22 protein-coding genes and 1 pseudogene are annotated in these 23,964 nt (G+C 66.5%); 15 read left to right on the forward strand and 8 right to left on the reverse strand.

The genetic code is table 11. The annotated features are described in order from the left end of the window. Positions 1 to 89 precede the first annotated feature (89 nt). From OC550_RS13360 to OC550_RS13380, 5 genes are all read left to right on the forward strand, one after another. Entirely contained in the window at positions 90 to 974 is an 885-nt protein-coding gene (locus OC550_RS13360) for a LysR family transcriptional regulator (RefSeq protein ID WP_262106389.1), read from the forward strand. 136 nt (positions 975 to 1,110) lie between these two features. Then, entirely contained in the window at positions 1,111 to 2,061 is a 951-nt protein-coding gene (kdgD, locus tag OC550_RS13365) for a 5-dehydro-4-deoxyglucarate dehydratase (RefSeq protein ID WP_262106390.1), read from the forward strand. A gap of 101 nt (positions 2,062 to 2,162) precedes the next feature. Beyond that, positions 2,163 to 3,764 (forward strand): aldehyde dehydrogenase (NADP(+)), encoded by a 1,602-nt coding sequence (locus OC550_RS13370; protein WP_262106391.1) that lies wholly within the window; start codon positions 2,163 to 2,165, stop codon positions 3,762 to 3,764. Between the two features lie 3 nt (positions 3,765 to 3,767). Next, a complete protein-coding gene (locus tag OC550_RS13375; RefSeq protein WP_262106392.1) occupies positions 3,768 to 5,096 on the forward strand; it encodes an enolase C-terminal domain-like protein in 1,329 nt (442 codons plus the stop codon). A 124-nt stretch (positions 5,097 to 5,220) separates the two neighbouring features. Beyond that, positions 5,221 to 6,183, forward strand: a complete 963-nt coding sequence (locus OC550_RS13380) for an AEC family transporter (protein ID WP_262106393.1) — start codon at positions 5,221 to 5,223, stop codon at positions 6,181 to 6,183. A gap of 25 nt (positions 6,184 to 6,208) precedes the next feature. Here the strand turns inward: OC550_RS13380 and OC550_RS13385 are convergent, their stop codons facing one another. Further along, complete coding sequence (locus OC550_RS13385) at positions 6,209 to 7,255, reverse strand: Gfo/Idh/MocA family oxidoreductase (RefSeq protein ID WP_262106394.1); 1,047 nt, start codon at positions 7,253 to 7,255, stop codon at positions 6,209 to 6,211. 10 nt (positions 7,256 to 7,265) lie between these two features. Then, complete coding sequence (locus OC550_RS13390) at positions 7,266 to 8,051, reverse strand: IclR family transcriptional regulator (RefSeq protein ID WP_262106395.1); 786 nt, start codon at positions 8,049 to 8,051, stop codon at positions 7,266 to 7,268. Between the two features lie 181 nt (positions 8,052 to 8,232). Here OC550_RS13390 and OC550_RS13395 point away from each other — a divergent pair, with 181 nt between their 5' ends. The 9 genes and pseudogenes from OC550_RS13395 to OC550_RS13435 all read left to right on the forward strand — a co-directional run bounded on the left by OC550_RS13395 (position 8,233) and on the right by OC550_RS13435 (position 17,346). Then, positions 8,233 to 8,952, forward strand: coding sequence for a CoA transferase subunit A (locus tag OC550_RS13395; protein WP_262106396.1), 720 nt, complete (start codon positions 8,233 to 8,235; stop codon positions 8,950 to 8,952). 26 nt (positions 8,953 to 8,978) lie between these two features. Further along, entirely contained in the window at positions 8,979 to 9,671 is a 693-nt protein-coding gene (locus OC550_RS13400; RefSeq protein WP_262106397.1) for a CoA transferase subunit B, read from the forward strand. Beyond that, positions 9,668 to 10,858, forward strand: a complete 1,191-nt coding sequence (locus OC550_RS13405; RefSeq protein ID WP_262106398.1) for an acetyl-CoA acetyltransferase — start codon at positions 9,668 to 9,670, stop codon at positions 10,856 to 10,858. The genes OC550_RS13400 and OC550_RS13405 overlap by 4 nt, the downstream gene beginning before the upstream one ends. 331 nt (positions 10,859 to 11,189) lie before the next feature. Then, complete coding sequence (locus tag OC550_RS13410; RefSeq protein WP_262106399.1) at positions 11,190 to 12,176, forward strand: helix-turn-helix transcriptional regulator; 987 nt, start codon at positions 11,190 to 11,192, stop codon at positions 12,174 to 12,176. A 158-nt stretch (positions 12,177 to 12,334) separates the two neighbouring features. Next, complete coding sequence (locus OC550_RS13415; RefSeq protein ID WP_262106400.1) at positions 12,335 to 13,426, forward strand: LLM class flavin-dependent oxidoreductase; 1,092 nt, start codon at positions 12,335 to 12,337, stop codon at positions 13,424 to 13,426. After that, positions 13,407 to 14,453, forward strand: a complete 1,047-nt coding sequence (locus OC550_RS13420) for an alpha/beta fold hydrolase (protein ID WP_262106401.1) — start codon at positions 13,407 to 13,409, stop codon at positions 14,451 to 14,453. The genes OC550_RS13415 and OC550_RS13420 overlap by 20 nt, the downstream gene beginning before the upstream one ends. Before the next feature lie 93 nt (positions 14,454 to 14,546). After that, on the forward strand, positions 14,547 to 15,038 hold the full coding sequence (locus tag OC550_RS13425) for a flavin reductase family protein (protein ID WP_262106402.1): 492 nt from the start codon (positions 14,547 to 14,549) through the stop codon (positions 15,036 to 15,038). Positions 15,039 to 15,299: 261 nt separating this feature from the next. Beyond that, positions 15,300 to 16,403 carry a maleylacetate reductase gene (locus OC550_RS13430; RefSeq protein ID WP_262106403.1) on the forward strand — a complete coding sequence of 368 codons (1,104 nt, stop codon included), beginning with the start codon at positions 15,300 to 15,302 and terminating at the stop codon, positions 16,401 to 16,403. A 32-nt stretch (positions 16,404 to 16,435) separates the two neighbouring features. Then, positions 16,436 to 17,346: pseudogene (locus OC550_RS13435) on the forward strand (dioxygenase). 105 nt (positions 17,347 to 17,451) lie between these two features. On the opposite strand, the gene OC550_RS13440 reads toward OC550_RS13435, so the two are convergent. The 4 genes from OC550_RS13440 to OC550_RS13455 form a co-directional block, all read right to left on the reverse strand. Beyond that, on the reverse strand, positions 17,452 to 18,537 hold the full coding sequence (locus tag OC550_RS13440; RefSeq protein WP_262106404.1) for an S-(hydroxymethyl)mycothiol dehydrogenase: 1,086 nt from the start codon (positions 18,535 to 18,537) through the stop codon (positions 17,452 to 17,454). A gap of 183 nt (positions 18,538 to 18,720) precedes the next feature. Beyond that, complete coding sequence (locus OC550_RS13445) at positions 18,721 to 19,959, reverse strand: NAD(P)/FAD-dependent oxidoreductase (RefSeq protein WP_262106405.1); 1,239 nt, start codon at positions 19,957 to 19,959, stop codon at positions 18,721 to 18,723. 15 nt (positions 19,960 to 19,974) lie between these two features. After that, positions 19,975 to 20,298 (reverse strand): 2Fe-2S iron-sulfur cluster-binding protein, encoded by a 324-nt coding sequence (locus tag OC550_RS13450; RefSeq protein ID WP_262106406.1) that lies wholly within the window; start codon positions 20,296 to 20,298, stop codon positions 19,975 to 19,977. A gap of 29 nt (positions 20,299 to 20,327) precedes the next feature. Continuing rightward, positions 20,328 to 21,620 (reverse strand): cytochrome P450, encoded by a 1,293-nt coding sequence (locus tag OC550_RS13455; RefSeq protein WP_262106407.1) that lies wholly within the window; start codon positions 21,618 to 21,620, stop codon positions 20,328 to 20,330. Positions 21,621 to 21,722: 102 nt separating this feature from the next. On the opposite strand from OC550_RS13455, the gene OC550_RS13460 reads away from it, so the two are divergent. Further along, the gene (locus OC550_RS13460; protein ID WP_262106408.1) at positions 21,723 to 22,637 is read left to right on the forward strand and encodes a LysR family transcriptional regulator; all 915 of its coding nucleotides are present in this window, start codon (positions 21,723 to 21,725) and stop codon (positions 22,635 to 22,637) included. A gap of 193 nt (positions 22,638 to 22,830) precedes the next feature. Here OC550_RS13460 and OC550_RS13465 read toward each other — a convergent pair whose 3' ends face one another. Both OC550_RS13465 and OC550_RS13470 read right to left on the reverse strand, forming a co-directional pair. After that, entirely contained in the window at positions 22,831 to 23,181 is a 351-nt protein-coding gene (locus OC550_RS13465; protein ID WP_262107168.1) for a DUF4913 domain-containing protein, read from the reverse strand. Between the two features lie 65 nt (positions 23,182 to 23,246). Then, positions 23,247 to 23,726: a TraG/TraD/VirD4 family protein gene (locus tag OC550_RS13470; RefSeq protein ID WP_262106409.1), complete on the reverse strand. Its 480-nt coding sequence runs from the start codon at positions 23,724 to 23,726 to the stop codon at positions 23,247 to 23,249. Between the last annotated feature and the right edge of the window lie 238 nt (positions 23,727 to 23,964).

A 23,964-nucleotide genomic window follows, 5' to 3' on the forward strand; every position in this document is an offset into this window, starting at 1 on the left:
GGTCACGGCGCTTCGGTCACTGAGCTTAGAAAACCACTATGATGCATGTCCAAGCCCATTACTGCATTGAGTAATACTCGAAAGGCATCATGTACACCCTCGACCAAGCCCGCAGTTTCATCGCCGTCGCCGAAGAACTGCACTTCGGCCGGGCGGCCGAGCGGCTGCGGATGACCCAGCCGCCGCTCAGCCGCCAGATCCAGAAGCTGGAGCGGAGCATCGGCGTCGACCTGCTGGAACGGGACAACCGCAAGGTCAGCCTGACGGCCGCAGGCCGGGCCTTCCTCGGGGAGGCACGCCGCCTGGTGGTAGCCGCCGACCGCGCCCCGGTTACGGCCCGCCGGATTGCCGCAGGCCAGGCCGGCGTGCTGCGCATCGGCTTCACCGCGGCCTCGGCCTTCAGCCTCCTGGGCCCGCTGCTGGAACAGATCTCCACCGAGCTGCCGGACGTGGACGTGGAGTTGCAGGAACTCGTCACCAGCGAACAGGTCCAGGCCCTGCTCGACGGCGACCTGGACCTTGGGCTGGCCCGTCCGCCCTTCGACACCGAGCGTTTCGAGTCCCACCTGCTGCTCTCCGAGGACCTGCAGCTGGCGGTGCCGGCCGGCCACGAACTGGACCGGCTCACCCGGCCGGTGGCGGCGGCAGACCTGAAGGACGTCCCCCTGATCATGCATTCGCCGGTCAAGGCCCGCTACTTCTACGACCTGGTGGTGCGGCACATCCCGTTCGAACACGCCAACGTGGTGCATGAGGTCAGCCAGATCCTGACCATGGTTGCCCTCGTCGCCACCGGGCGCGGGGTCGCCTTCGTCCCGGAGTCCGCCCGGCTGCTCGGGGTCGAAGGCGTGTCATACCTCCGGCTGGCCGACGTGGCCTCGGACACCGTGGAGCTGCATGCGATCTGGACCAAGACCGGACACAACCCGGCGCTGCGGCAGCTGCTCGACGTGGTCTGGGAGAGAACCGGCTGATCCCGCCGTCGTGATTCCTTTCCTGCATCAATCCATACAAAATAGGGCTTGGACAGGCATCATCAACGCTTCCTAGGGTGGAGGCAACGACCACCCAGACCCGCCGTCCGCGGCACCATCGCAAAGGAAGATGCACGTGGCCCAGTACACGCCCCAGGAACTCGCCGACAAGCTCAAGGAAGGCCTGCTCTCCTTCCCGGTCACCGCGTTCGACGCCGACCTGAAGGTCGACGAAGCCGCCTACCGCACCCACCTCGCGTGGCAGTCCAGCTTCGATGTCGCCGGGCTCTTCGCCGCCGGCGGCACCGGCGAGGGCTTCAGCCTGACCCCGGAAGAGTCCGCCCGCGTCGTCTGGATGGCCGTGGAGGAGGCCGGCAGCCGAGTGCCGGTCCTGGCTTCCGCCGGCGGTTCCACCGCGCAGGCCATCCAGAATGCCAAGGACGCCGAAGCCGCCGGGGCCGAGGGCCTGCTGCTGCTGCCGCCGTACCTCACCGAGTGCGACCAGGCCGGCCTGCTGGCCCATGTCTCCGCCATCTGCTCCGCCACCAGCATCGGCGTCATCGTCTACAACCGCGCCAACGCCGTCTACTCGGCGGAGACCGTCGCGAAGCTGGCGGACCGCCACCCCAACTTCATCGGCTTCAAGGACGCCCTCGGAGACATCGAGCACCTGACCAAGGTCTACGCCAAGAACGGGGACCGGCTGTTCTACCTCGGCGGCCTGCCCACCGCCGAGACCTTCGCCCTGCCGCTGCTGCAGCTGGGCATGAGCACCTATTCCTCCGCGATGTACAACTTCGTGCCGGAGTTCGCGCTGGAGTTCTACCGCGATGTCCGCAACCAGGACCGTGTGGCGGTCAACGAGAAGCTGAACCGGTTTGTCCTCCCCTACCTGGAGATCCGCGACCGCGCCAAGGGCTATGGCGTCTCGATCGTCAAGGGCGGCCTGAAGGCGATCGGCCGCGACGCCGGTTCCGTCCGCCCGCCGCTGCAGGACCTGACCGAGCAGGACGTCGCGGACCTGTCCGCCCTGATCGACGCCGCGGGCATCCGCCCGCGGGACGCCGCCATGGCACAGCCTGCCTGAATAACGACGACGAAAGCGGCCGCCTGCCTTTAGGCGGCCGCTTTCCGCCCGGTCCGGGACCGGGTGCAAGACCGCACACCCACCGCAGAAGGAGTACCCCGATGCCCACGACAGAAACCACGCTGACCGGCCAGTCGATCATTGCCGGCGAGCAGGTGGCCGGCACCGGCCGGACCATGAACGGCTTCGACCCGCGCACCAACGAGGTCCTGGAACCGGCCTACACGCTGATCGACGCCGACCAGCTTGCCGCCGCCACCGCAGCCGCCGAGGAGGCGTTCGAGAGCTTCAGCTCGCTCGACCCGGAAACCCACGCCGCCTTCCTCGAGAAGATCGCGGACAACATCGAGGCCGCCGGCCTGGAGCTGGTCGAGCGCGCGATGGCCGAAACGGGCCTGCCGGAGGCCCGCCTGGCCGGCGAGCGCGGCCGCACCACCGGCCAGCTGCGCCTCTTCGCCCAGGTCGTCCGCCAGGGCGACCACCGCGGCGTGCGGATCGATCCGGCCCAGCCCGAGCGCCAGCCGATGCCCCGCGTGGACATCCGCCAGCGCAAGGTCGCCCTCGGCCCGGTCGCGGTCTTCGGCGCCAGCAACTTCCCGCTCGCGTTCTCCACCGCCGGCGGCGACACCGCCTCCGCGCTGGCCGCCGGCTGCCCGGTGGTCTTCAAGGCCCACAACGCCCACCCGGGCACCAGCGAGATCGTCGGCCGGGCGATCACCGACGCCGTGCGGGACAGCGGCCTGCACCCCGGCGTCTTCTCCCTGGTCTACGGCCCCGGCACCAGCATCGGCCAGGCCCTGGTGGCCGACCCGGCGATCAAGGCCGTGGGATTCACCGGATCCCGCTCGGGCGGCACCGCGCTGATGGCGACGGCGGCGGCACGCCCCGAGCCCATCCCGGTCTACGCCGAGATGAGCTCCATCAACCCGGTCTTCTTCTTCGACGGCGCGCTCAAGGGCGACCTCGACGCGCTGGCCCAGGCCTACACCGCCTCCGTCACCGGCTCCAGCGGCCAGCTCTGCACGGCCCCCGGCCTGGTCTTCGTGCCGGCCGGCGAGACCGGCGACCGCTTCGCCGCCGCCGTCAACCGCGCCCTCGCGACAGCGCCCGGCCAGACCATGCTGACCAAGGGCATCGCCGAGTCCTGGCAGTCCGGCGTGGACGCGCTCGGCTCCCAGGCCGGCGTCGAGCTCGTGGCCAAGGGCCGGGACGGCGCGACGGAGAACGCGCCGGCCCCGACGGTCTTCGGCACCACCGTGGACACCTTCCTGTCCAACGAAGTCCTGCACGAAGAGATCTTCGGCGCGGCCTCGCTGATCATCCGCTACGCCTCTGCGGAGGAACTCGTCGCTTCCGCGCGGCGCCTTGAGGGCCAGCTCACCGCTACGCTGCACCTGACCGACGAGGACCACGCCACCGTGGCCCCGCTGCTTCCGGTGCTGGAGCGCAAGGTCGGCCGTATCCTCGTTAACGGCTGGCCCACCGGCGTCGAGGTGGGCCACGCCATGGTCCACGGCGGCCCCTTCCCGGCCACGTCCGATTCACGGACGACGTCGGTCGGCACCTTGGCGATTGAGCGTTTCCTTCGTCCGGTGGCCTACCAGAACATCCCGGACGGGCTGCTGCCGGCACCGCTGCGCAACGCCAACCCGTGGAACCTCAACCGCCGCGTCGACGGCACCGTCAAGCGCGCAGGAGAATAACGCATGACCAACCAGCCAACCATTGCCGCCGTCGAGGTCGTCCCGGTAGCCGGGCACGACTCGATGCTGCTCAACCTCTCCGGCGCGCACGGCCCGTTCTTCACCCGCAACGTCGTCATCATCACCGACTCCGAGGGCCGCACCGGCCTGGGTGAGGTGCCCGGCGGCGAGAAGATCCGGACCACCATCGAGGACGCCGGCCGGATCATCACCGGCCAGCCGGTGGCCCGCTTCCGCTCCCTGCTGCGCGACGTCGCCACCGCCTTCGCGGACCGCGACTCGGGCGGCCGCGGCCTGCAGACCTTCGACCTGCGGACCACCGTGCACGCGGTGACCGCCGTCGAGTCAGCCCTGCTGGACCTGCACGGCCAGTTCCTCGGTGTGCCGGTGGCCGAGCTGCTCGGCGACGGGCAGCAGCGCTCGGCCGTGCCGATGCTCGGCTACCTCTTCTATGTCGGCAACCCGGACAGCACCGACCTGCCGTACCTGCGCGAGCCCAACGGCGCCGACGAGTGGGAGCGGGTGCGCCGCGAGGAGGCCATGACCCCGGAGGCCGTGGTCCGGCTCGCCGAGGCCGCCCAGGCCCGCTACGGCTTCCAGGACTTCAAGCTCAAGGGCGGCGTACAGGGCGGCGACCTCGAGGTCGACGCCGTGACCGCGCTGAAGGAGCGCTTCCCGGACGCCCGGATCACCCTCGATCCGAACGGCGGCTGGCTGCTGCAGGACGCCATCCGGCTGGGCAAGCGCATGCGCGGCGTCGTCGCCTACGCGGAGGACCCGTGCGGTGCCGAAGGCAAGTTCTCCGGCCGCGAGGTGATGGCCGAGTTCCGCCGGGCCACCGGACTGCAGACCGCGACCAACATGATCGCCACGGACTGGCGGGAGATGTCGCACGCGGTGCGCTCGAACGCCGTCGATATTCCCCTGGCCGATCCGCACTTCTGGACCATGGCCGGGTCCGTCCGCGTGGCGCAGCTGTGCCACGAATTCGGACTCACTTGGGGATCGCATTCGAACAACCACTTCGACATCTCGCTCGCCATGTTCACCCACGTCGGGGCCGCCGCGCCGGGCGAGATCACCGCGCTGGACACGCACTGGATCTGGCAGGACGGGCAGGGCCTGACCCGCGACCCGCTGCTGATCCGCGACGGCGAAATCAAGGTGCCGGACGCACCCGGACTCGGCATCGAGCTGGACCGCGCCCGGCTGGACGAGGCGCACGCCCTGTACCTGGAGCATGGCCTCGGCGCCCGCGACGACGCCGTCTCCATGCAGTACCTGGTGCCGGGCTGGAAGTTCGACCCCAAGCGCCCCTGCCTGGTCCGCTAGAACCTGCCGCCGGAGCCCGTCCCAGCCGGGACGGGCTCCGGTTTGTCTGTGCCCGGCCCACTGAAGACCAGCTGCCCGGACGGCTTCGCCGCCGGCCGGACAGCACTGCGACCGAGGAGGTCTGTTGGAAGGCGTACTGCTCGGTTTCGGAGTAGTCCTGGCACTGGTTGCCGTCGGTTTCGGCGCGGCGGTGCTGCTGCCGCAGCAGACTCCGGCCATGCAGAAGGGCCTGACCCCGGCCATCTACTACATCACCAACCCGGCACTGATGTTCATCCTGCTGGCCGAGACCGACCTGGGCGCCGTCATCGGGGTCTACACGCCGATCGCGCTGATCACCGCCGCGCTGGCCGGCGGCCTCTATGCGCTGGTGGCGCGGCTGCTGCTGCGCCGCTCCGGGGCGCGGACCGCCGTCGGCGCGATGGCGTCCTCCTATGTCAACGCAGGCAACATCGGCATCCCGATCGCGATCTATGCGGTGGGCAGCTCCGCCCCGGTGGTCTCGGTCCTGCTGGCCCAACTGCTGGTCATCGCGCCGGTATACCTGTCCGTCTTCGCGTGGACCAGCCGCAAGCGCCCGGGCCCGCAGACGGCGGCAGCTAACGACGACGCATCCGCGCCGCTCAGCCGCACCCTGCTCAGGTCGATCGCCAATCCGGTCACGGTCGCCACCGCGGCCGGCGCCCTGATGTCCGTGACCGGCCTGCACCTGCCCGACGTGATCTGGACGCCGGTCGAGATGCTCGGCAATGCCTCGATCCCGCTGCTGCTGATGCTCTTCGGCATGAGCCTCTACGGGCAGAAACCACTGTCCCAGCGCAGTGTCCGGGCCGACGTCGCACTCGGTTCAGCGGTGAAGCTGGTGCTGATGCCGCTCGTGGCGTGGGCCGTGGCGCACTACCTCTTCGGCGTCGACGGCGCCCAACTGCTCGGGGTGGTCGTCATGGCGGCCCTGCCGACGGCGCAGAACGTGTTCCTCTTCTCCAGCCAGTTCGGCATGCAGTCCACGCTGGTGCGGGACGTCATCTTCCTCAGCTCGCTGCTCTCCCTGCCGGCCGTACTGCTCGTGGCGCTCCTGCTCGGCTAGCTGGTTCCCTGCTCGGCCGGCACTGTCAGCCGCCCCGGTTCAGGCGGTGGACTTCCTCAATGACCCGGACGGTCTCGAGGGCGTCCACCGGGTCCACCGGGACAGGTCCGCCGTCGTTAATCGCATCGGCCATCAACCGATAGAACTCCGTGTAGGCCCCGCGTTCGGACGGCACCTTCCTGGTCTGGCCCGGCGTTCCGACCGTGGCCCACCGTTCTTTCGGCTCAACTCCGTAGCCTTCCGAGCCGGGCACCACTCCGGCACCGAGCGCCGCCTCCTGTCCGTCGAGGCCCCATGAGGTAAACGCGGCGTGGGAGCCCAGCACGTGGAACCGTGGTGCCGGCAACCCGGAGATGAGGTTCATGGACAGCCGCGAGCGCACGCCCGATTCATGCAGCAGGGAGACGAAAACATCCTCGTCGATGCCGGCACCCGGCGTGTGCCGTGCCGTCTCCCCGTAGACCCGGATGGCCGGACCGAACAGCGTGAGTGCCTGGTCGATCAGGTGCGAACCGAGGTCGAAGAGCATCCCGCCGCCCTCGGCCACGTCCGCCGTGGCCTTCCAGGCACGCAGTCCCTCCGGCTTCCAGCGTTCGAACCGCGACTCGAAGGTGTGCACCTTCCCCAGCCCGCCGTCCTGGATCAGTCTGGCCAGAGTCAGGAAATCCGAATCCCAGCGGCGGTTGTGGAAGACGGAAAGTGCGACGCCGGCCTGGCGCGCCTTGGCAATCAAATCCTCGCCTTGGGCGCTGATCGGGACAAAAGGTTTGTCCACGACAACGTGCAGTCCGTGCCGGATGGCTGCGTCGGCGAGCGCGTAGTGGTTCGCGGGCGGAGTGCCCACCACAATAAGGTCCAGCTCCTCTGAGCCGGCAAACAGCTCATCCGAACTCGCGACAATCCGCGCCCTGGGGTGGGCGGCCGCTGCCTGCTCTGCCCGCCCGGGGTTGGCCGTGACGATGGCATCCAGGGAGTAGGCGCTGCTGGCCTCGAGGAAAGGGGTGTGGAAGATCCGGCCGGAAAGGCCGTAACCGATCACGGCCGTGCGGAGAGGACGCGGAGCCACTGACATTCCTCAGATGCTACCGGGTCTGGGGTTCCTTTAGCTGCTGCGTGATCTTGTGCGCCTCTTCCAGCAGGAGCTTCCCGAGGTACTCCTGCCGCTCCGGGCGGAAGCGCTGCTCAATGCCGGTCAGCGACAGGGCCCAGGCGGGCATGCCGTTCCGGTCGAAGACCGCCGCGCCCATCCCCCAGCTGCCCTCGAGGATGAGCCCGGGGTTCACGGTGTAGCCCGCCCTGCGCGTCGCCTCGAGGTTGGCCCGGATGTTCTCCGCCGAATGGGCCGGGCCGAACCGCTCGACCCGGGCACCTCCGTCGTCAAGCAAACGATCCACCTCTTCCTCCGGCAGGAAGGCCATGATCGCCAGCCCCGCGGAAGCCACGCCCAGCGGGAAGCGGACGCCCTCGTGCAGGACGAAGGAGCGCACCGGGAAGCTGCCCTCCACGCGGACCAGGCAGACCGTTTCGTCGCCGCGACGGATCGACAGAAAGGCGCTCTCCCCGGTTTCGTCCGCCAGCCGCTGCAGGCTGGGCCTGGCCAGGTCCTCGATCTTGTACCGGCCGGCGGCAACGGCGCCCATCACGTACAGCTCCGGCCCCAGGTGCCAGGTGTTGGTTTCGGTGTTGTGGTCCAACAGCCCTTCCGCGGCTAGCGAATTCAGCAGACGATAGACGGTAGGCCGGGTGAGGCCGGCCGCGTCGACAATATCCGGCAGCGCGGCGCCGGATTCCGGGGCCCGCCCGACAATGCGCAGCAGCCGTGCAACACGGGAGACCACCTGTGCACCCTGAACCGGTTTTTCCGCCATGATCCGCCCTCCAATCCATAATGTGGACAACCTCCGACGACCCGTCCACAGTGTGAATAGCAGTCCGCTTGACCGATTGACGCCCCCAACACTGTGACGCTAGTCTCCATGAAAACCCACTGTCCACGAAATGGACAGCCCAGCTCCCGGCCCGCGCCGGAGACTCAACGAGGAGGAAACAATGTCCAAACTGATTCCAGGAGCGGCCGAGGCGCTGGAGGGAGTGCTGCATGATGGCATGAGCATCGCCGTCGGCGGTTTCGGCCTCAGCGGCATCCCCGCGGACCTGATCGACGCCGTCCGCGATTCGGGCGTGAAGGACCTGACCATCATCTCCAACAACATGGGCGTGGACGGCAAGGGCCTGGGCGTCCTGCTCGAGGGCGGCCAGGTGCGCAAGGTGCTGGGCTCCTACATCGGCGAGAACAAGCTCTGCGCCGAGCAGTTCCTGGCCGGCAAGCTGGAGGTGGAATTCAACCCGCAGGGCACCCTCGCCGAGCGGCTGCGCGCGGGTGGCGCCGGCATCCCCGCCTTCTACACCAAGACCGGCGTCGGCACCCAGATCGCCGAGGGCAAGCCGCACGCCGAGTTCGACGGCCAGCTCTACGTCCAGGAGCGCGGGATCGTCGCCGACCTCGCGCTGGTGCACGCCCACACCGCGGACACGGACGGCAACCTCATCTACCGGTACACCGCGCGCAACTTCAACCCGGTCGTCGCCACCGCCGGCAAGGTCACGGTCGCCGAGGCCGAGGTCATCGTCGAGCCAGGCCAGCTGGATCCGAACAACATCGTCACCCCCGGCGTCTTCGTCCAGCGGCTCATCAAGGCCACGGACCGCACCAAGCACATCGAAAAGCTGACCACCCGCCCCCGGCCCGCCGCCGTCGTCGGCGCCTGAAGCTGCAAACGCAAGGAGAAAAAGCCATGGCCTGGACACGAGACCAAATGGCGGCCATCGCCGCGACCGAACTGAACGACGGCGACTACGTCAACCTCGGCATCGGTATCCCCACCCTGGTGGCCAACAACCTGCCCGAGGGCACGCGCGTGGTGCTGCAGAGCGAGAACGGCCTGCTCGGCATGGGCCCGTTCCCCTACGAGGGCGACGAGGACCCGGACCTGATCAACGCCGGCAAGCAGACCGTCACCGTGCTGCCCGGCGGCTCCATCTTCGACTCGGCCGCCAGCTTCGGCATGATCCGCGGCGGGCACGTCAAGGTCGCCATCCTCGGCGCCATGCAGGTTTCCGGCGCAGGCGACCTGGCCAACTGGACCATCCCCGGCAAGATGGTCAAGGGCATGGGCGGCGCGATGGACCTGGTCGCCGGCACGCCGCGCGTGGTGGTGCTGACCGAGCATGTCGCCAAGGACGGCAGCCCGAAGATCGTCACCGAATGCACCCTGCCGCTGACCGGGGTGCGGGTGGTGGACCGGATCATCACGGACCTTGCGGACTTTGACATTAACGACGACGGCGCCACTCCCCGGCTGGTGCTCAACCAGCTCGCCGACGGCGTCACGCTTCAGGAGGTCCGGGAGAAGACCGAGGCGGAGTTCGAGCTCTCGCCCGAGCTGGCGGCGCAGCTCGAAGACGTCCTGGAAGGAACCACCAAGTGAGCCTGAAGGAACAGTTCGGCAAGGACATCCTGCTGGCCGGCTGGGGCCATTCCCCGTTCGGCAAGCTGGCCGACGAGACGCTCGAATCCCTGATCGTCGGCGTGGCCACCGAGGCGATCGCCAACGCCGGGCTGGAGCCGGGGCAGATCGACGAGATCTACCTGGGCCAGTTCAACTCCGGCATGGTGCCGCTGGGCTTCGCGTCCTCGCTGGCGCTGCAGGTGTCCGACCAGCTGGCGAACGTCCCGGCCACGCGCGTCGAGAACGCCTGCGCCTCCGGGTCCGCCGCACTCCAGCAGGGGGCGAAGGCCCTGCTGGCCGGCACCGCGCGGAACGTGCTGGTGATCGGTGCCGAAAAGATGACGCACGCCGGCGCGGACGTCGTCGGTGCGGCGCTGCTCGGCGCGGATTACGAGGCCGCGGGCAAGCCCTCCTCCACCGGTTTCGCCGGGCTGTTCGCCGAGACCGCCAAGCACTACGAGAAGCGGCACGGGGCCGTCGGCGACGTGCTCGGCTCCATCGCCGCGAAGAACCACCGCAACGGCGTAGCCAATCCCTACGCCCAGCTGCGCAAGGACCTCGGCGAGGAGTTCTGCCGCACGGTCTCGGACAAGAACCCGATGGTGGCCGAGCCGCTGCGCCGCACTGACTGCTCCCCCGTCTCGGACGGAGCGGCCGCCGTCGTGCTCACGTCCGGCCCTGCGCCCTCGAATGCCGCCGCCGCACCGGTCCGGCTCGCCGGCTTCGGCCACGCGAACGACTTCATGCCCGCGGCCAAGCGCGACCCGATCGCCTTCGCCGGCAGCGTGGCCGCCTGGCAGCGGGCGCTCGGCATGGCCGGCGTCTCCTTGGAGGACCTGGACCTGGCCGAAGTGCACGACTGCTTCACCATCGCCGAGCTGATCATGTACGAAGTCATCGGGCTCACCCCCGCCGGCGAAGGCCGCCGCGCCATCGAGGAAGGCTGGGTCTACCGGGACGGGAAACTCCCGGTCAACCTCTCCGGCGGGCTCAAGGCCAAGGGCCACCCGGTCGGCGCCACCGGCGTCTCCCAGCACGTGGTCACCGCCATGCAGCTCTCCGGCACCGCCGGCGATATGCAGCTGGCCGGCGCCCGCCGCGCCGCCGTGCACAACATGGGCGGCCTCGCCATCGCCAACTACGTCAGCATCCTCGAAGCCGTCTAAAGGACCCTAAACAACGGCGGAGTGGACCGACATGGTCACAAGGATCATCACCCATCACCACGACAGGTTTACTCCGCCGTTACAGGACCGGTTCGCCGGCTGCCGCCACGAACCGCAGCGCTAGGATCCGCCGCCCCTTCCTGTTCGGAGGCCGCTTCGGGAAGTTTGCGGCCGGGAGGACAAGTGCGCTATGTGGTTCGGGCAATCTCCGAAGAAATCTGTAAAAGCGTTTATAATTCGGTATGCGTCACACTGGCGGCGACGAGCGAAATGATCGGTCCGATGCACAGCGGAAGCGGTTGTTCTGATAATGGCAGCAAGTAGAGCGGACATGGCAGCCGGAACTCCGCTGCGGCGTTTCAGCCTCTTTCGGGGCGCGGGCCTTCGGCATCTCGAGGCCAGCGCGACGGACTGGTTCACGCCGTGCCGCGTGCGGTCCATGGGCCGAGGGGGTGAAATCGCCTCGGCCTCAGTCTTCGCTACAGCCCTCGGGCCAGTGAAGTTGGTTTACGCGCAGAATTCCGGTCCCCAGATGGCCGTTGACTTCACTCAACAGGAATTGAATTACGTGGCGATGTTTGCTCTTGGCGGCGTCAACCGCGTTTCCGTGGACGATGAACAAGCGGTGTGCTCCGCCCAACGGGCCACCATCCTTTCCCCCCAGATGGTGGCGGGAATGGACCTGAGCGGGGAGTATGCCCAACTGCACCTCAGGATCGACCGTTTTGCCCTGGAGCGGCGACTGGAGCAGATGTTGGGCAGAGCCGTGACGAAACCCATCCGATTCAGGATGGATATGGACCTCACCCGGCCCGCGCTGGCGTCCTGGATGCGTGGGATCAAGGTCCTCGTCCGGGATCTCGATGATCCCTTCGGGCTCAGCGCTGCCGCAACGGATGTCCATCCATGGAGCGATTTCCTGATGACCGGGCTCCTCTTGGCGCAACCGCATAGCTATTCGGAGGCGCTTGGCCAGGCGAATAGGAATGGCTTCCGCCCCCGATCCCTTAAGCGGGCCGTCGAGCTGATCGAAAAAGATCCAGCGGATGAGCTGTCGCTCGCCACGATCTGTTCTGTGGCTGGCGTCGGGCCACGGGCCCTGCAGAGGGAGTTCAAGGAGTATGTGGGAACTACTCCGCGGGAGTACATCCAGTGGGTGCGGCTGTGCAGAGCCCATGATGACCTCCTGGCGGGGAACGGGGATACAGTCACCGAGATCGCACTCCGCTGGGGCTTCAGCCATGTGTCGCGCTTTGCGGCGGCCTATCGGGAGCGGTATGGCACTCTGCCATCTGAGACTCTCCGCGAGTCGCGGTAACCCTGCCGCCGGTCTCGTGCGCCCAGGGCCAGTCGTCAGCAGGAAACTGATGTCGTTTTCCGGCCCTCCTCGTCGCTAACCGGCTCGGCAACGACCTGCTCTGTCCGTACCGTTGACGTGACCAACAACATATACACGGTTTGACGGAGATTAACCTCATGAACGCGATCAGCGAAGACAGCGGCACCATCAAGTTAGTCCACACCTACGGGTTGGGACTGCACACAACGGACATGGAACCGGATGTCCATAATCCGGTATGGCAGAAGCGCCAGATCGACGACTTCGTCCAATTCGCCGTGCTGGCTGAGGAATTGGGCTTCGATGGATTGACCGTCACTGAGCATCACGCCCCGCTCATGACCTGCCCGTCCCCGCACCTGCTCATTGCTGCTGCAGCCGTCAAGACCAGCCGAATTCGCTTGGGCACAGCCGTCACTATCCTCCCCCTGTACAACCCGATCCGGATCGCCGAGGAAGCAGGCACCTTGGACCTGCTCAGCGGAGGCCGCTTCGAGCTCGGTATCGGCCGTGGCGCGCCAGGGGAGGCCCGGATCGCCCTGGGTCGCGACCTGACCGATGAGGACCTGAGGGACGCCTGGCTGGAATCACTCGAAGTCCTCCGGCTGGCGCTGACCGAGCGTGACGTCACGTTCGACGGGAAGTACTTCCAGATCACCCGCCCCACATCGATAGCGACCCGCCCCATCCAGACAGACTTCCCCATCTGGCTGGCAAGCGGCAGCCTCGACAGCACGGGGGTGGCCGGCTCCTACGGGTGGAATGTGATGCGAAACTTCGGCAGTGACCAGTCCCATCAAGAGGCACTGGATCATTATCTCCAGGTCGCAGCCGAGTACGGTCATGACCGATCCGCCGAGAACATGATGGTGGAGCGCTTCGTGTGCATCGGCGAGACCGAGGAGGCGGCGGAGCGCAACCTGGACACGTTCTCGCGGACGTTCAACCAGTTCATGTCCCACTATGCATCCAACGGTCGGACTGTCCCGAAGAACGACGGCGAGTTCGCTACCGACAAGAAAAAGGACCGGCCTGCTCTTTCCGTGGTGGGCACGCCGGACCAGGTGATCGAGAGCCTGCAGCAGACCCTCGACGCCACGGGTGCCCGCAGACTATTGGTCGAGACGTTCACTCCGGAGCAGGCGAGACTCTTCGCCCGCGAGGTAATGCCGGCCCTGAAGGAGCGCAATGCGGCGGTGGTGAGGGAACGTGCTGCGGTCGCCCACTAAGCACCGCGGCAAGACCTCGACGTCGGTCCGGCTCGCCGAGCAGGGCTACTTCTGGGTCGGGGTGACTTACGAACAACGTGACGGCCAGAGCATCGTCGACGGCTCTCAGATGTACGTGGAATTCCAGCGACCTGAAGAGCAGACCCAGCCATTCCCTGTGGTATTCATCCACGGCGGTGGTGGCCAGGGGTTGGATTGGATGGCCACGCCTGATGGCAGACCGGGCTGGCGGACGCTCTTGCTCCAGCGTGGCTATGCCGTCTACACAATCGACCGTCCAGGACACGGCCGTTCGCCGGTACGCCCCAGCCATCCAGACGGCGGTGCTATCCCCGCCTCGGCGGAGACCCTCGGACCCCTGTTCGCAGGCGCGGACAATCCGGACCACACACAGTGGCCCGGAAGCGGCTTGCCGGACGATCAAGCGTTGGCGCAGTTGCTCGCCTCCCAGAGCAACATGCCCGACCTGAATGCCGATCACGAGCTGATGCGGAAACACGGTGCAGAGCTGCTGGACCGGATCGGACCCAGCATCGTCATCACCAGCTCAGCCGGCGGACCGGCAGGCTGGCTTATGACGGACGCTAAGCCGGACTTGGTCCGGGCCGTGGTAGCGCTGGAGCCTATGGGCCCCAGCGGCCCGTTCCCCCTGCCTTGGGGGCTCTCTGCCAGCCCCCTGACCTATGATCCGCCGGCCACCGGTACACAGGACCTCAAGCTGCTGGAGGTTCCCGCGGCGGATGGGTTGCCAGCCATGCGACTCCAGTCAGAACCTGCGCGCCGGCTGCCGCACCTTGCCGAGACACCAATCGCCATCGTCTCGGGCGAGCAGTCGGTCGCCAAGCCGGTGGACTTCGGTACTGTCGCATACCTCCGGCAGGCCGGGTGCAACCGCGTTCACCACCTCCAGCTCGGTGATCTCGGGATTCACGGCAACGGTCACCTCATGATGATCGAACACAATAACGACCAGGTGCTGGACGCCGTCGTGCAGTGGCTCGATGACCACGTGGACCACGAGGGATAACTAAGACACTGTCCCGCATCTGAGGGAGCGGGACCCCCTTTCACAGCACTACATCACCACGCGCTGATGTACCGACCTCACGAAGGAAATCACATGACCCCGCTGACCATGCCGACCGATCCGTTAGAGCTCAGGAGCACCTACAGTTGCTTCCCCAGCGGGGTGGTAGCCCTCTGTGGAGACAAGGGGGGCAGACCGACTGGGATGTCCGTCAGCTCATTCACCACGGTCTCGCTGGAACCAGCCTTGGTTTCCGTATCGGTTCAGAAGACCTCTACGACGTGGCCTCAGCTGCGGCAACTTCCACGACTGGGCATCAGTGTCCTCGCAGAGGACCAAGGGACGGTCTGCCGCGCACTGGCTGGTCGAGGCGACCGATTCCAGAACATCGGCTGGAGACAGACGACCGAAGGCGCCATTTTCATTGACGGGGCCGCTGCCACCTTTGATTGCTCCATCGTCCAGGAGATTGAGGCAGGCGACCACGTGATCGTCCTGCTGGAAGTCGAAGCGATGGGGGCTGACCGCTCACGCCAGCCGCTGGTGTTCCATCACAGCGACCTGCGACGGCTGACCGCCGCCTAGGAAACGAAAGAGCCTGCCGCCATCCGACGGAGCATTCCTTGGAATGGACTCCTACTGTCAGGGCACTACGTCCCCCGACCGGGCCTGAACAATCCGCAGATACTCCAGCTGCTGCTCCGCTCACTGACCTGGACAAGGGCAGACCCCCACATCACATCGTTCACAGTCTGCCCGATTGGCCTCGAAAGAGAGCCAGTCTCGGCCGACCATGACTGAACGGATCCCGGGATACCCCGTATGCCCCTAGAGAAGGAAACCACCATGAAGTTTGAACACATCACTTTGGGACAACGCGTCATGTTCGGATCCGGCCAATCCGCCGCGAATTTGGCAGCCGAGGTAGCCCGCCTGGATGCATCACGGGTAATGGTGATCGCCTCCGAATTCGAGCGGTCAATGGCAAAGACCGCAACGGCGCAGATCTCGCCGGCCCTCTGGTGGGACGAGGTCATCATGCACGTCCCCGTCGAGGCGGCCGAGCGCGCCCGATCGGCGGCCAACGAGAATGACGTGGACCTGCTCGTCTGTGTAGGCGGGGGATCGACCACCGGACTGGCAAAGGCCATCGCCCTGACCACCGGGATCCCGATCGTGGCGGTGCCGACGACATATGCCGGCTCGGAGGCCACGAACGTGTGGGGCGTAACCGAGGACCGCACCAAGACCACCGGCGTGGACGATCGGGTCCTGCCGGTCACTGTGGTGTACGACGCCGACTTCACCCGGACGCTTCCGGTCGAGCTGAGCGTGTCCTCCGGGCTGAACGCTCTGGCGCACTGCATCGACTCGCTGTGGGCGCCCGGCGCCGATCCGATCAACCGAGCCCTGGCCCTCGAGGGGGCCCGGGCCCTGGCGATCGGACTGGCTGGCGTGGTGGCCAACCCCAAGGACCTGGCCGCCCGGGAGCAGACACTGCACGGCGCCTACCTGGCCGCGGTGTCCTTCGCCTCGGCAGGGTCCGGACTGCACCACAAAATCTGCCACGTGCTCGGCGGCACGTTCAACTTGCCGCATGCCCAAACCCACGCCACCGTGCTGCCTTGCGTGCTGGCCTTCAATGCGCCGGCCGTCCCCGAGACAGCGGCCCGGCTGGCCGCCGCGCTGGGCCGTCCTGCGATCGAGGGCCAGGAGGCCGCCCCGGCAGCTGTGGAGGCGCTGAATGCCCTGCGGGACACGCTCGATGCCCCCACTGCGCTGGCCGATTATGGGTTCACCGCCGCCGACATCCCCGAGGCCACACAGCGGGTACTCAAGGCCGTGCCCGCCTCGAACCCGGTCACAGTTACTGACGGGGACATCACCGCACTGCTCACAGCCGCACTGAACGGCACCACCCCGGCCCCGTCCACACCGTCGCTCACCTGATCGACCCGACTCGAGATCCCGTAGAGGAAAGCATGTCCACCCCATACCCCACACAGGCCGGAAAGGTTTCCCCGGAGCAGGTTCAAGTCGAACGGACCCTGACCAAGAATGTGCTGGAGTCCTTTGAAGACTGCAACGATCCGCGTCTGAAACAGGTAATGCAGTCGCTGGTCACCCACCTGCATGCCTTCATCCGAGACGTCCGGCTGACCGAGCAGGAGTGGAATAACGCGATCGAATTCCTTACCGCTGTCGGGCACATCACCGACGACCGGCGCCAGGAATTCATCCTGCTCTCAGACGTGCTGGGGTCTCGATGCAGACCATCAACGTCAACAACGCCGCCTACAAGGACGCGACCGAGGCTACGGTGTTTGGACCGTTCTTCATCGATGACGCCCCAGCGATCCCCATTGGCGGGGACATCACCGGCGGCGCTCCCGGGCAGCCCTGCTGGGTCGAAGGTACCGTCACCGACACCGACGGCAACCCACTGCCCGGGGCCAGGATCGAGGTCTGGGAAGCCGACGAGGACGGCTTCTACGACGTACAGTACTCCGACAGCCGCGTCGCCGGCCGTGCGCACCTCTTCGCCGACGACCAAGGCCGCTACAACTTCTGGGGCCTGAGCCCAACTCCGTATCCGATCCCGCACGACGGTCCAGTCGGGCAGATGCTGGCCGCGGTCGGGCGGTCGCCGATGCGGGCCTCCCATCTGCACTTCATGGTAAGTGCCCCGCACAGGCGCACTCTGGTGACGCACATATTCGTCCGCGGCGACGAGTTGCTGAAATACGACACTGTCTTCGGGGTCAAGGAATCCCTCGTAAAAGACTTCGAACAGCAGTTAGCGGAAACTCCGACCCCTGACGGACGGGACCTGGGCGGCCGAACCTGGGCCCGGACTCGCTTCGACATTGTGCTCGCTCCAGCCACCACCTAGACCGATTCCAACACGCTGGACCGCCCCCTAGCCGAGGAGCCCAGGGATGTTGTTCTTCGCACAAGACAGTCCGATTGATGCTTCCAGGGCCCCCTTGGTGTCCGTCTAGAGCTCCACCACCGAGCGGAGGACTTTGCCTTCGTGCATTTTGGTGAAGGCTTCTTCGATTTGGTCGAGGGTGATGCGTTCGGTGACGAAGGCGTCGAGGTCGAGGTTGCCTTGCTTGTAGTGGTTGACGAGCATCGGGAAGTCCCGGCTGGGCAGGCAGTCGCCGTACCAGGAGGACTTCAGGGCCCCGCCGCGGCCGAAGACGTCGAGCAGGGGCAGTTCGAGGGTCATCTCCGGGGTGGGCACGCCGACCAGGACGACGCGGCCGGCGAGGTCGCGGGCGTAGAAGGCCTGTTTGTAGGTTTCCGGGCGGCCGACGGCCTCGATCACGACGTCGGCGCCGAAGCCGTTGGTGAGTTCCCGGATGGCGTCGACGGGGTCCTGCTGTTTGGAGTTGATGCCGTGGGTGGCGCCGAGGTGTTTGGCCATGTCGATCTTGTTGTCGTCGATGTCGACGGCGATGATCGTGGTCGCGCCGGCGAGTTTCGCGCCGGCGATCGCGGCGATGCCGACGGCGCCGCAGCCGATCACGGCGACGGATTCGCCGCGTTTGACCTCGCCGGTGTTGATCGCGGCGCCGATGCCGGCCATGACGCCGCAGCCGAGCAGGCCGACGGCGGCGGGGTCGGCGTCGGCGTCGACCTTGGTGCACTGGCCGGCGGCGACGAGGGTTTTCTCGGCGAACGCTCCGATGCCCAGGGCGGGGGAGAGCTCGGTGCCGTCTTCGAGGGTCATTTTTTGGGTGGCGTTGTGGGTGTTGAAGCAGTACTGCGGCTGGCCCTTGGCGCAGGCGCGGCACTGGCCGCAGACGGCGCGCCAGTTCAGGATGACGCGGTCACCGACGGCGACTTCGGTGACGCCTTCGCCGATAGCGGCGACGGTGCCGGTGGCTTCGTGGCCGAGGAGGTAGGGGAAGTCCTCGCCGATGCCGCCCTGCTTGTAGTGCAGGTCGGTGTGGCAGACGCCGCAGGTGAGGATGTCGACCAGGGCCTCTCCCGGGCCCGGGTCGGGCACGAGGATCGTCTCGATGCTGACCGGGGCGTTCTTTTCTCTGGCAACAACGGCCTTGACCTTATGAACCATGCGTTTGTTCCGTTCTCTCGGCCGCCCGGCGGCCGGTTGTGTCGTCGATGACATTTTGGTGAGGGAAGCTCTGGCGATCCGAGCATCGCCCCATTTTGGGCCGGGTACGGCCGGGTGGCTGGCTCGGCGTGGAAAATTGCGCCGGGTTTTGCGACTGCGGCCACTAGGGTCTTTTGCAGGTGACTAAGCCGGGAGCCCGGTTGCCGCCTTTACGGCGGTTCTGAGTGTGAAGCCGTCTGCCTCGGCTTCGGCTCGGGTGAGGCGGACGCCGGCGGCTAGGAGTTTGCGGGCGGCCATGTGGTCTGCGGGAGTGTTGACAGACTCGACCGCGGTGAGCATGCCGGTGCGGAAGCACAGGACGGAGAACTTTGCCTCCTCGAGGTCACCGAGGACCAGTGTGTCATCGCTGGGTTGGGTGAGGCCGGCCATCTGCAGCCGGTACGGGCCCTGGGTGGACCAGAACCAGGGGAAGGCGATGTATGGGTCGTCGATGCCGAGAATGGTGCGGGCAGCATGGCGGGCCTGGTCGGTGGCGTTCTGTACTGATTCCAGCCGTGTTCGGGCTCCGGCGTGCACGTTCGGGAAATTCGCGCAGTCTCCGACGGCGAGGATGTTCGGGTCGGCGGTGCGCAAGGTTTCGTCAACGACAATGCCGTTGGTGGTCTCCAGACCCGCTTCGGCGGCCAGCATGTCGTTGGGCAGGACACCGACGCCGACGACGACGAGATCGGTCGGGTAGGTGCACCCGGTGCTGGACACGGCGGCTGCGACCCGCCCGTCGGGGCCGGCCTCAAACCGCTCGATGCCTTCGGAAAGCCGCAGGTGAACTCCGAGCTCCCGGTGGGCCTGGACGAACCAGTCGCTCATGGTCGGGGTCAGCGCCCGACCCATCGGCCGGGCCGCGTACTCGAGCACAGTGGTAGTGCAGCCGTGGGCACGGGCGGCGGCGGCGAATTCCAGACCAATGAAGCCGGCTCCGACGACCACGACGTTCCGGGCGGACGGCAGTTGCGTGTGCAGGGCTTCGGCGTCTCCGAGGGTGCGCAGAGCGTGGATCCCGGGCAGTTCCGTGCCGGGACAGTCCAGGGTGCGGTTCCTCGCCCCGGTGGCGAGCACGAGGTTCGTGTAGGGCAGCTCAGTTCCGTCGGACAGAGCGATTCTGTGTGATGTGCGGTCGATGGCGGTGGCGGCGACTCCGGCTAGCAGCCGGACGGCCTTCTCGTCGAAGAACCCTTGGCCGCGCACCGGCAGTGGCGCGGGGTCCTTGCCGAGGGCCAGGTAGTCCTTGGACAACGGCGGGCGCTGGTACGGCAGCCCGGCTTCCTCGGCGATGACGGTGATACTGCGGTCGTAGCCTTCGGCGCGCAGCGAGTCAGCGACCTGAAGGCCGGCCTGGCCACCGCCCACAATGACAACGCTCATGGTTCCGCCTTCCCTTCAGACCTGGTCCGACGGGACGTCGACAACGATCATCTGCAGGTGCGCGCCGACAGTGATCTGGCAGCCGAGCCGGGAACGGTCGTCTCGTTCGGCGACAGTGCAGTCGAGCATCTCGTCCTCGTCCTCACTAACCGGGGGAAGCGTTCCGGTGTGCTCCGGGTGGACGTAGACGTGGCAGGTCGCGCACATCGCCTGGCCGCCGCATTCGCCGACGATGCCGTCAACGCCGTTGCTGACGGCGGCGCGCATCAGGGTTGTCCCTTCCTGGACCTGGAGGGTCTGTGCGGAACCGTTCGGCTGGATGAACGTGATGGTGGGCATGGAAATCTCCTTGAAGAGTCTTCGGGGTACTAATTCCAGGTGACCGGCAGACTGGTCAGGCCGCGGAAGACCCAGCCGTCCCAGCTTTCCCGGCGCCGGTCATCAACCCGCAGGCCGGGAAACCGCTCGTAGGCTTTCGGGACGGCGATTTGTCCGATCGAGGTTTTGGCCGCCCAGTGTCCGGCGCAGAGGTGGACGCCGCTGCCGAAGGCAAGGTGCGGGCGCTTGGGGCGATTGATGTCGAAACCGGCAGCGGTGTCGCCGAAGTGGGCGGTGTCATGGTTAGCTGAGGCGACGACTACGCCGATCCCGGCCCCGGCCGGAAGGGCAACACCATTCAGTACGGTCTCGCGGGTTGTTTCGCGCGGATACATGCCGATGGGCGAGAGCCAGCGGACTGCCTCGTCGAACACGGCCGGCCACAGCGAAACATTGCCGAGGACCTGGTCGCGCTGTTCCGGATGGTTGCTCAATGCCCAGACCATGTTGGTGACCATGTGCTGGGGTTCGTTCATGCCGCCGCTAATGGTGAGCTTGACGTTCGCCGCGACGTTCGCGGCGGGAAGGCCGCTGTTGGCCCAGGCGGAGATCATCGACGCGTCCGGATGCCTCCGGTAGTAGGGAATCAGTTCGACAAGCAGGGCGTCCGCCTCCGCGGTCGACGCGTCACACCGCGCCCAGATAGCCGGGTCGTCCAACACGTTCCCCATGCCGGCAATGAAGTCATGGGACCAGCGGCGCACCTGTTCCACCGTGACGTCCTTCAGTCCCAAAAGGTCACTGAGGTTCCGGGAGGCCAGCGGCGCGGCGTAGTCACGGTTCAGGTCCGCTTCATTCGGGCCGGCTTCTGCCAAGGCATTGAGGTAAATCTCCGTGTTGCGGGCGAAGACCGGCCCCCAGACATCGCGGATGGACTTGGGCCGTAGAACCGGATTGACCGGAAGGCGGTCCGCGGCATGGTCCGGGTCGTCCTTGCGAAGCATCGGCTGCGCCCCGACCGCTCGGTTCATGGTCGCACCCGAAACGTTGGCGCTGAAGACGCTCTGGTCCTGTTCCACCTCGTGGCACCCGGCGTAGTCGGTGACGAGAAACTTTTTCAGGCGAGGCACCCACGCAACCGGAGATTCGGCCCGAAGCCGGGCATACGTCGGGTAAGGGTCAGTTGCCAGGGCATCGACGTCGACCCAGCCGGCCACCGGGAAGTCCTGGCCGGGCGCGCCGCCCCCCGACTGTCTTGAGGCGGGCCTGAACGCCGGCTTCTTCGCTGGCTGCAGCGCTTCGGAGGCGCTGTGGAACGGGCATTGGGCGGCTTCGGTGGTCATTGCGGTCTCCTACTGGCTGACAGATGTAACTAGTGTCACTGCCAAACATTTCCTAGTAAACTGCGGATATTCGCATAACTTCTTCGAATGCTTAGGAGATGCATGGCTAGGTTCACCCTGCGCCAACTGGAGCTATTCGCCGCGCTACCGGACCACGCCACTCTCGGCTCAGCCGCCCGGGCCCTGCACGTGTCGGAGTCCGCGCTGTCCCATGCGCTGACCGAACTGGAAACCGCAGTCGGCGAGCAGCTGTGCGTACGGAGAAAGGCCCGTGGCATGCATTTGACGCCCACGGGGCGGCACTTTGCCCTGAGGGCGCGGGAGATACTCAGGGCCACGGACACACTGGTCGGCGACCTCGGGGAGATGAACGGCGATCTTAAGGGTCCGGTAGCGCTGGGATGCTACACGGGCCTGGCCAGTAATGTCCTGCCGGCCGTGCTGGAAGGTATCGGCCGGCTTCATCCCGGAGTCGAGGCCAGTATCACCGTCGGGGATCACGCCGACCTGCTGCCCGCCTTAGAAGACGGGTCGCTGGACATCGCGATCGTCTACGACATCGGCCTGCCCGCCGCCCTGCAGCGCAGGGTTGTCTACGAGACAGAAGTCATGGCGGTCTTCGCGGAATCCGATCCCCTGGCAGGCGAGGATGACGTGGATCTTGCCGAACTGACCACGAAGCCGTTGATCATGCTGGACACCGCCCCCAGCACCGGATACACCCAGCTGATGTTCGCGCAGCGCGGGCTCACGCCCCGGCTCGGCGCCGTCGTCCCCCAGATCGACCTTGTTCGGGCGATGGTCGGACGCGGGCTGGGCTACAGCCTCCTCATGTCACGCCCAAACCAAATCCCGGTATCGACTGAAGGCCTCGGTATCGTTACCCGGCGCCTCCGCCCCCGCAGCGGCATGACCTCGGTGACAGCCGTGTGGCCAGCGGACATAAGACTCAGCACCCGCTCCCGCGCCGTCGTCGACTACGCCGTCGAAGTCCTCGAAGCAGCCGAACCCCATTGATGCGGAGACAGTCTCAGGATCAACAGTTCCGCATCCCCGACCTGCGGTAAAGCCATGCATGGACCGTCCCAACGCTCGCAAGCGTCGAGGAACAACCACTCCACAGGCTAATAACAGCGCATATGACACCGAGTTCACATTGTTGTCATTGCTGGATCGTTCAAGTCGAACACCGATGATTTCGCGGACGTCGTCAGTTGGCCCGAACGCAGCTACGCACGTCCGGGAACCATCCTTCAGGTGCTTTCTTCGGTTCGAGGTGTTCGGGGTCGCGGTGTCCTGACCTGTCGCAGTTGTAGAAGGGGCCTTGGGGGTCGAGGAGGATGCGCATGTGGTGGTCAGCGTGGTCGCGCCACCACACGCTGATGCCGGTGGCGCCATCCAGGCGCAGGTGTTCCCAGGCCCGCCAGAGCGCTTCTACGCGGGAGACGGCCTCGGGGTGGAAGTACCATTCCATGCACCATTTGGCGCTTCTGTCGTCGACGTCCCGGACGTAGGTGGGCAGCAACTGCTCTTGGAGGAACTCCTCGGCCGAGCCGAACACCAACTGCGGTTCTGCCGGCTCGTACTGCAGGCGTCTCCTGCGTGCCGGCGCTGTCGTTTCCGGTTTCAGCGAACAGTCCGATTTCCACTGACATCGCGTTCTCCTACCTGGTGACCCAGAAGTTGGTTGCAGAGGGTCCGCCCATGTTTACTGGCATGTCCGTGTCTTCGCCTTGAGGGCTGTTGGTTTTGATGGAGGCTTCGACGGCTTCCTTGTGCGGTGTAGCTGTAGTCCCCGATCAGGTCGGAGAGTGCCCGGAGGAAGCCTTCTTCGGCCACTGCCCGCCGTAGACCTTGATGTTCGCGGATGTTCGCGGCAGACCAGATCTTGCGCATGTTCGCCTCACCCCAGAGTTCGACGCCTTGCGACCAGGACTGCAGGATCGCCATCACGATCAGGCCTTTCGAGCCGTAGTGGCTGAACTGGTTCGGCAGCCCGGCCCACCGGACCACGTTGGCCAGCTCATCCAAGGCAAACAGCGCGGGCGCATCCAGCGGGCCGCCACGGCGTTCGGCACGTTCCTCCATCGCCTCGGCGATCGCCACCGCGAGAGCTATGGCCAGCGGGGCGGCCGGGCCGTTCGGACTCCGCGTCTCCAGTAAGATCAGAGATTAGGAACATTCATAAGTTTCACAAGTTTCATTTAGGTTCACAGGAGGTCAAGGAGTGGGTAACCCCCTTCCGTCCGTCAGCGGGGGCGACTCCTCCGGAGATCATCGGCCGCTCAGGCGTGCTGGATGAATTCGAATATGGGCTGAGACTGGGCTCCGGAGCCCCCGGCCT

The sequence above is a fragment of the Arthrobacter sp. Marseille-P9274 genome (assembly GCF_946892675.1).
Taxonomy (GTDB): domain Bacteria; phylum Actinomycetota; class Actinomycetes; order Actinomycetales; family Micrococcaceae; genus Crystallibacter.

Bases quoted from the DNA above. Each gene is read 5' to 3' on its own strand.
- OC550_RS13360 (WP_262106389.1), top strand. From the start codon at position 90: ATGTACACCCTCGACCAAGCCCGCAGTTTCATCGCCGTCGCCGAAGAA.
- OC550_RS13370 (WP_262106391.1), top strand. From the start codon at position 2,163: ATGCCCACGACAGAAACCACGCTGACCGGCCAGTCGATCATTGCCGGC.
- OC550_RS13375 (WP_262106392.1), top strand. From the start codon at position 3,768: ATGACCAACCAGCCAACCATTGCCGCCGTCGAGGTCGTCCCGGTAGCC.
- OC550_RS13385 (WP_262106394.1), bottom strand. From the start codon at position 7,255: ATGTCAGTGGCTCCGCGTCCTCTCCGCACGGCCGTGATCGGTTACGGC.
- OC550_RS13390 (WP_262106395.1), bottom strand. From the start codon at position 8,051: ATGGCGGAAAAACCGGTTCAGGGTGCACAGGTGGTCTCCCGTGTTGCA.
- OC550_RS13395 (WP_262106396.1), top strand. From the start codon at position 8,233: ATGTCCAAACTGATTCCAGGAGCGGCCGAGGCGCTGGAGGGAGTGCTG.
- OC550_RS13400 (WP_262106397.1), top strand. From the start codon at position 8,979: ATGGCCTGGACACGAGACCAAATGGCGGCCATCGCCGCGACCGAACTG.
- OC550_RS13410 (WP_262106399.1), top strand. From the start codon at position 11,190: ATGGCAGCCGGAACTCCGCTGCGGCGTTTCAGCCTCTTTCGGGGCGCG.
- OC550_RS13415 (WP_262106400.1), top strand. From the start codon at position 12,335: ATGAACGCGATCAGCGAAGACAGCGGCACCATCAAGTTAGTCCACACC.
- OC550_RS13425 (WP_262106402.1), top strand. From the start codon at position 14,547: ATGACCCCGCTGACCATGCCGACCGATCCGTTAGAGCTCAGGAGCACC.
- OC550_RS13430 (WP_262106403.1), top strand. From the start codon at position 15,300: ATGAAGTTTGAACACATCACTTTGGGACAACGCGTCATGTTCGGATCC.
- OC550_RS13440 (WP_262106404.1), bottom strand. From the start codon at position 18,537: ATGGTTCATAAGGTCAAGGCCGTTGTTGCCAGAGAAAAGAACGCCCCG.
- OC550_RS13445 (WP_262106405.1), bottom strand. From the start codon at position 19,959: ATGAGCGTTGTCATTGTGGGCGGTGGCCAGGCCGGCCTTCAGGTCGCT.
- OC550_RS13450 (WP_262106406.1), bottom strand. From the start codon at position 20,298: ATGCCCACCATCACGTTCATCCAGCCGAACGGTTCCGCACAGACCCTC.
- OC550_RS13455 (WP_262106407.1), bottom strand. From the start codon at position 21,620: ATGACCACCGAAGCCGCCCAATGCCCGTTCCACAGCGCCTCCGAAGCG.
- OC550_RS13460 (WP_262106408.1), top strand. From the start codon at position 21,723: ATGGCTAGGTTCACCCTGCGCCAACTGGAGCTATTCGCCGCGCTACCG.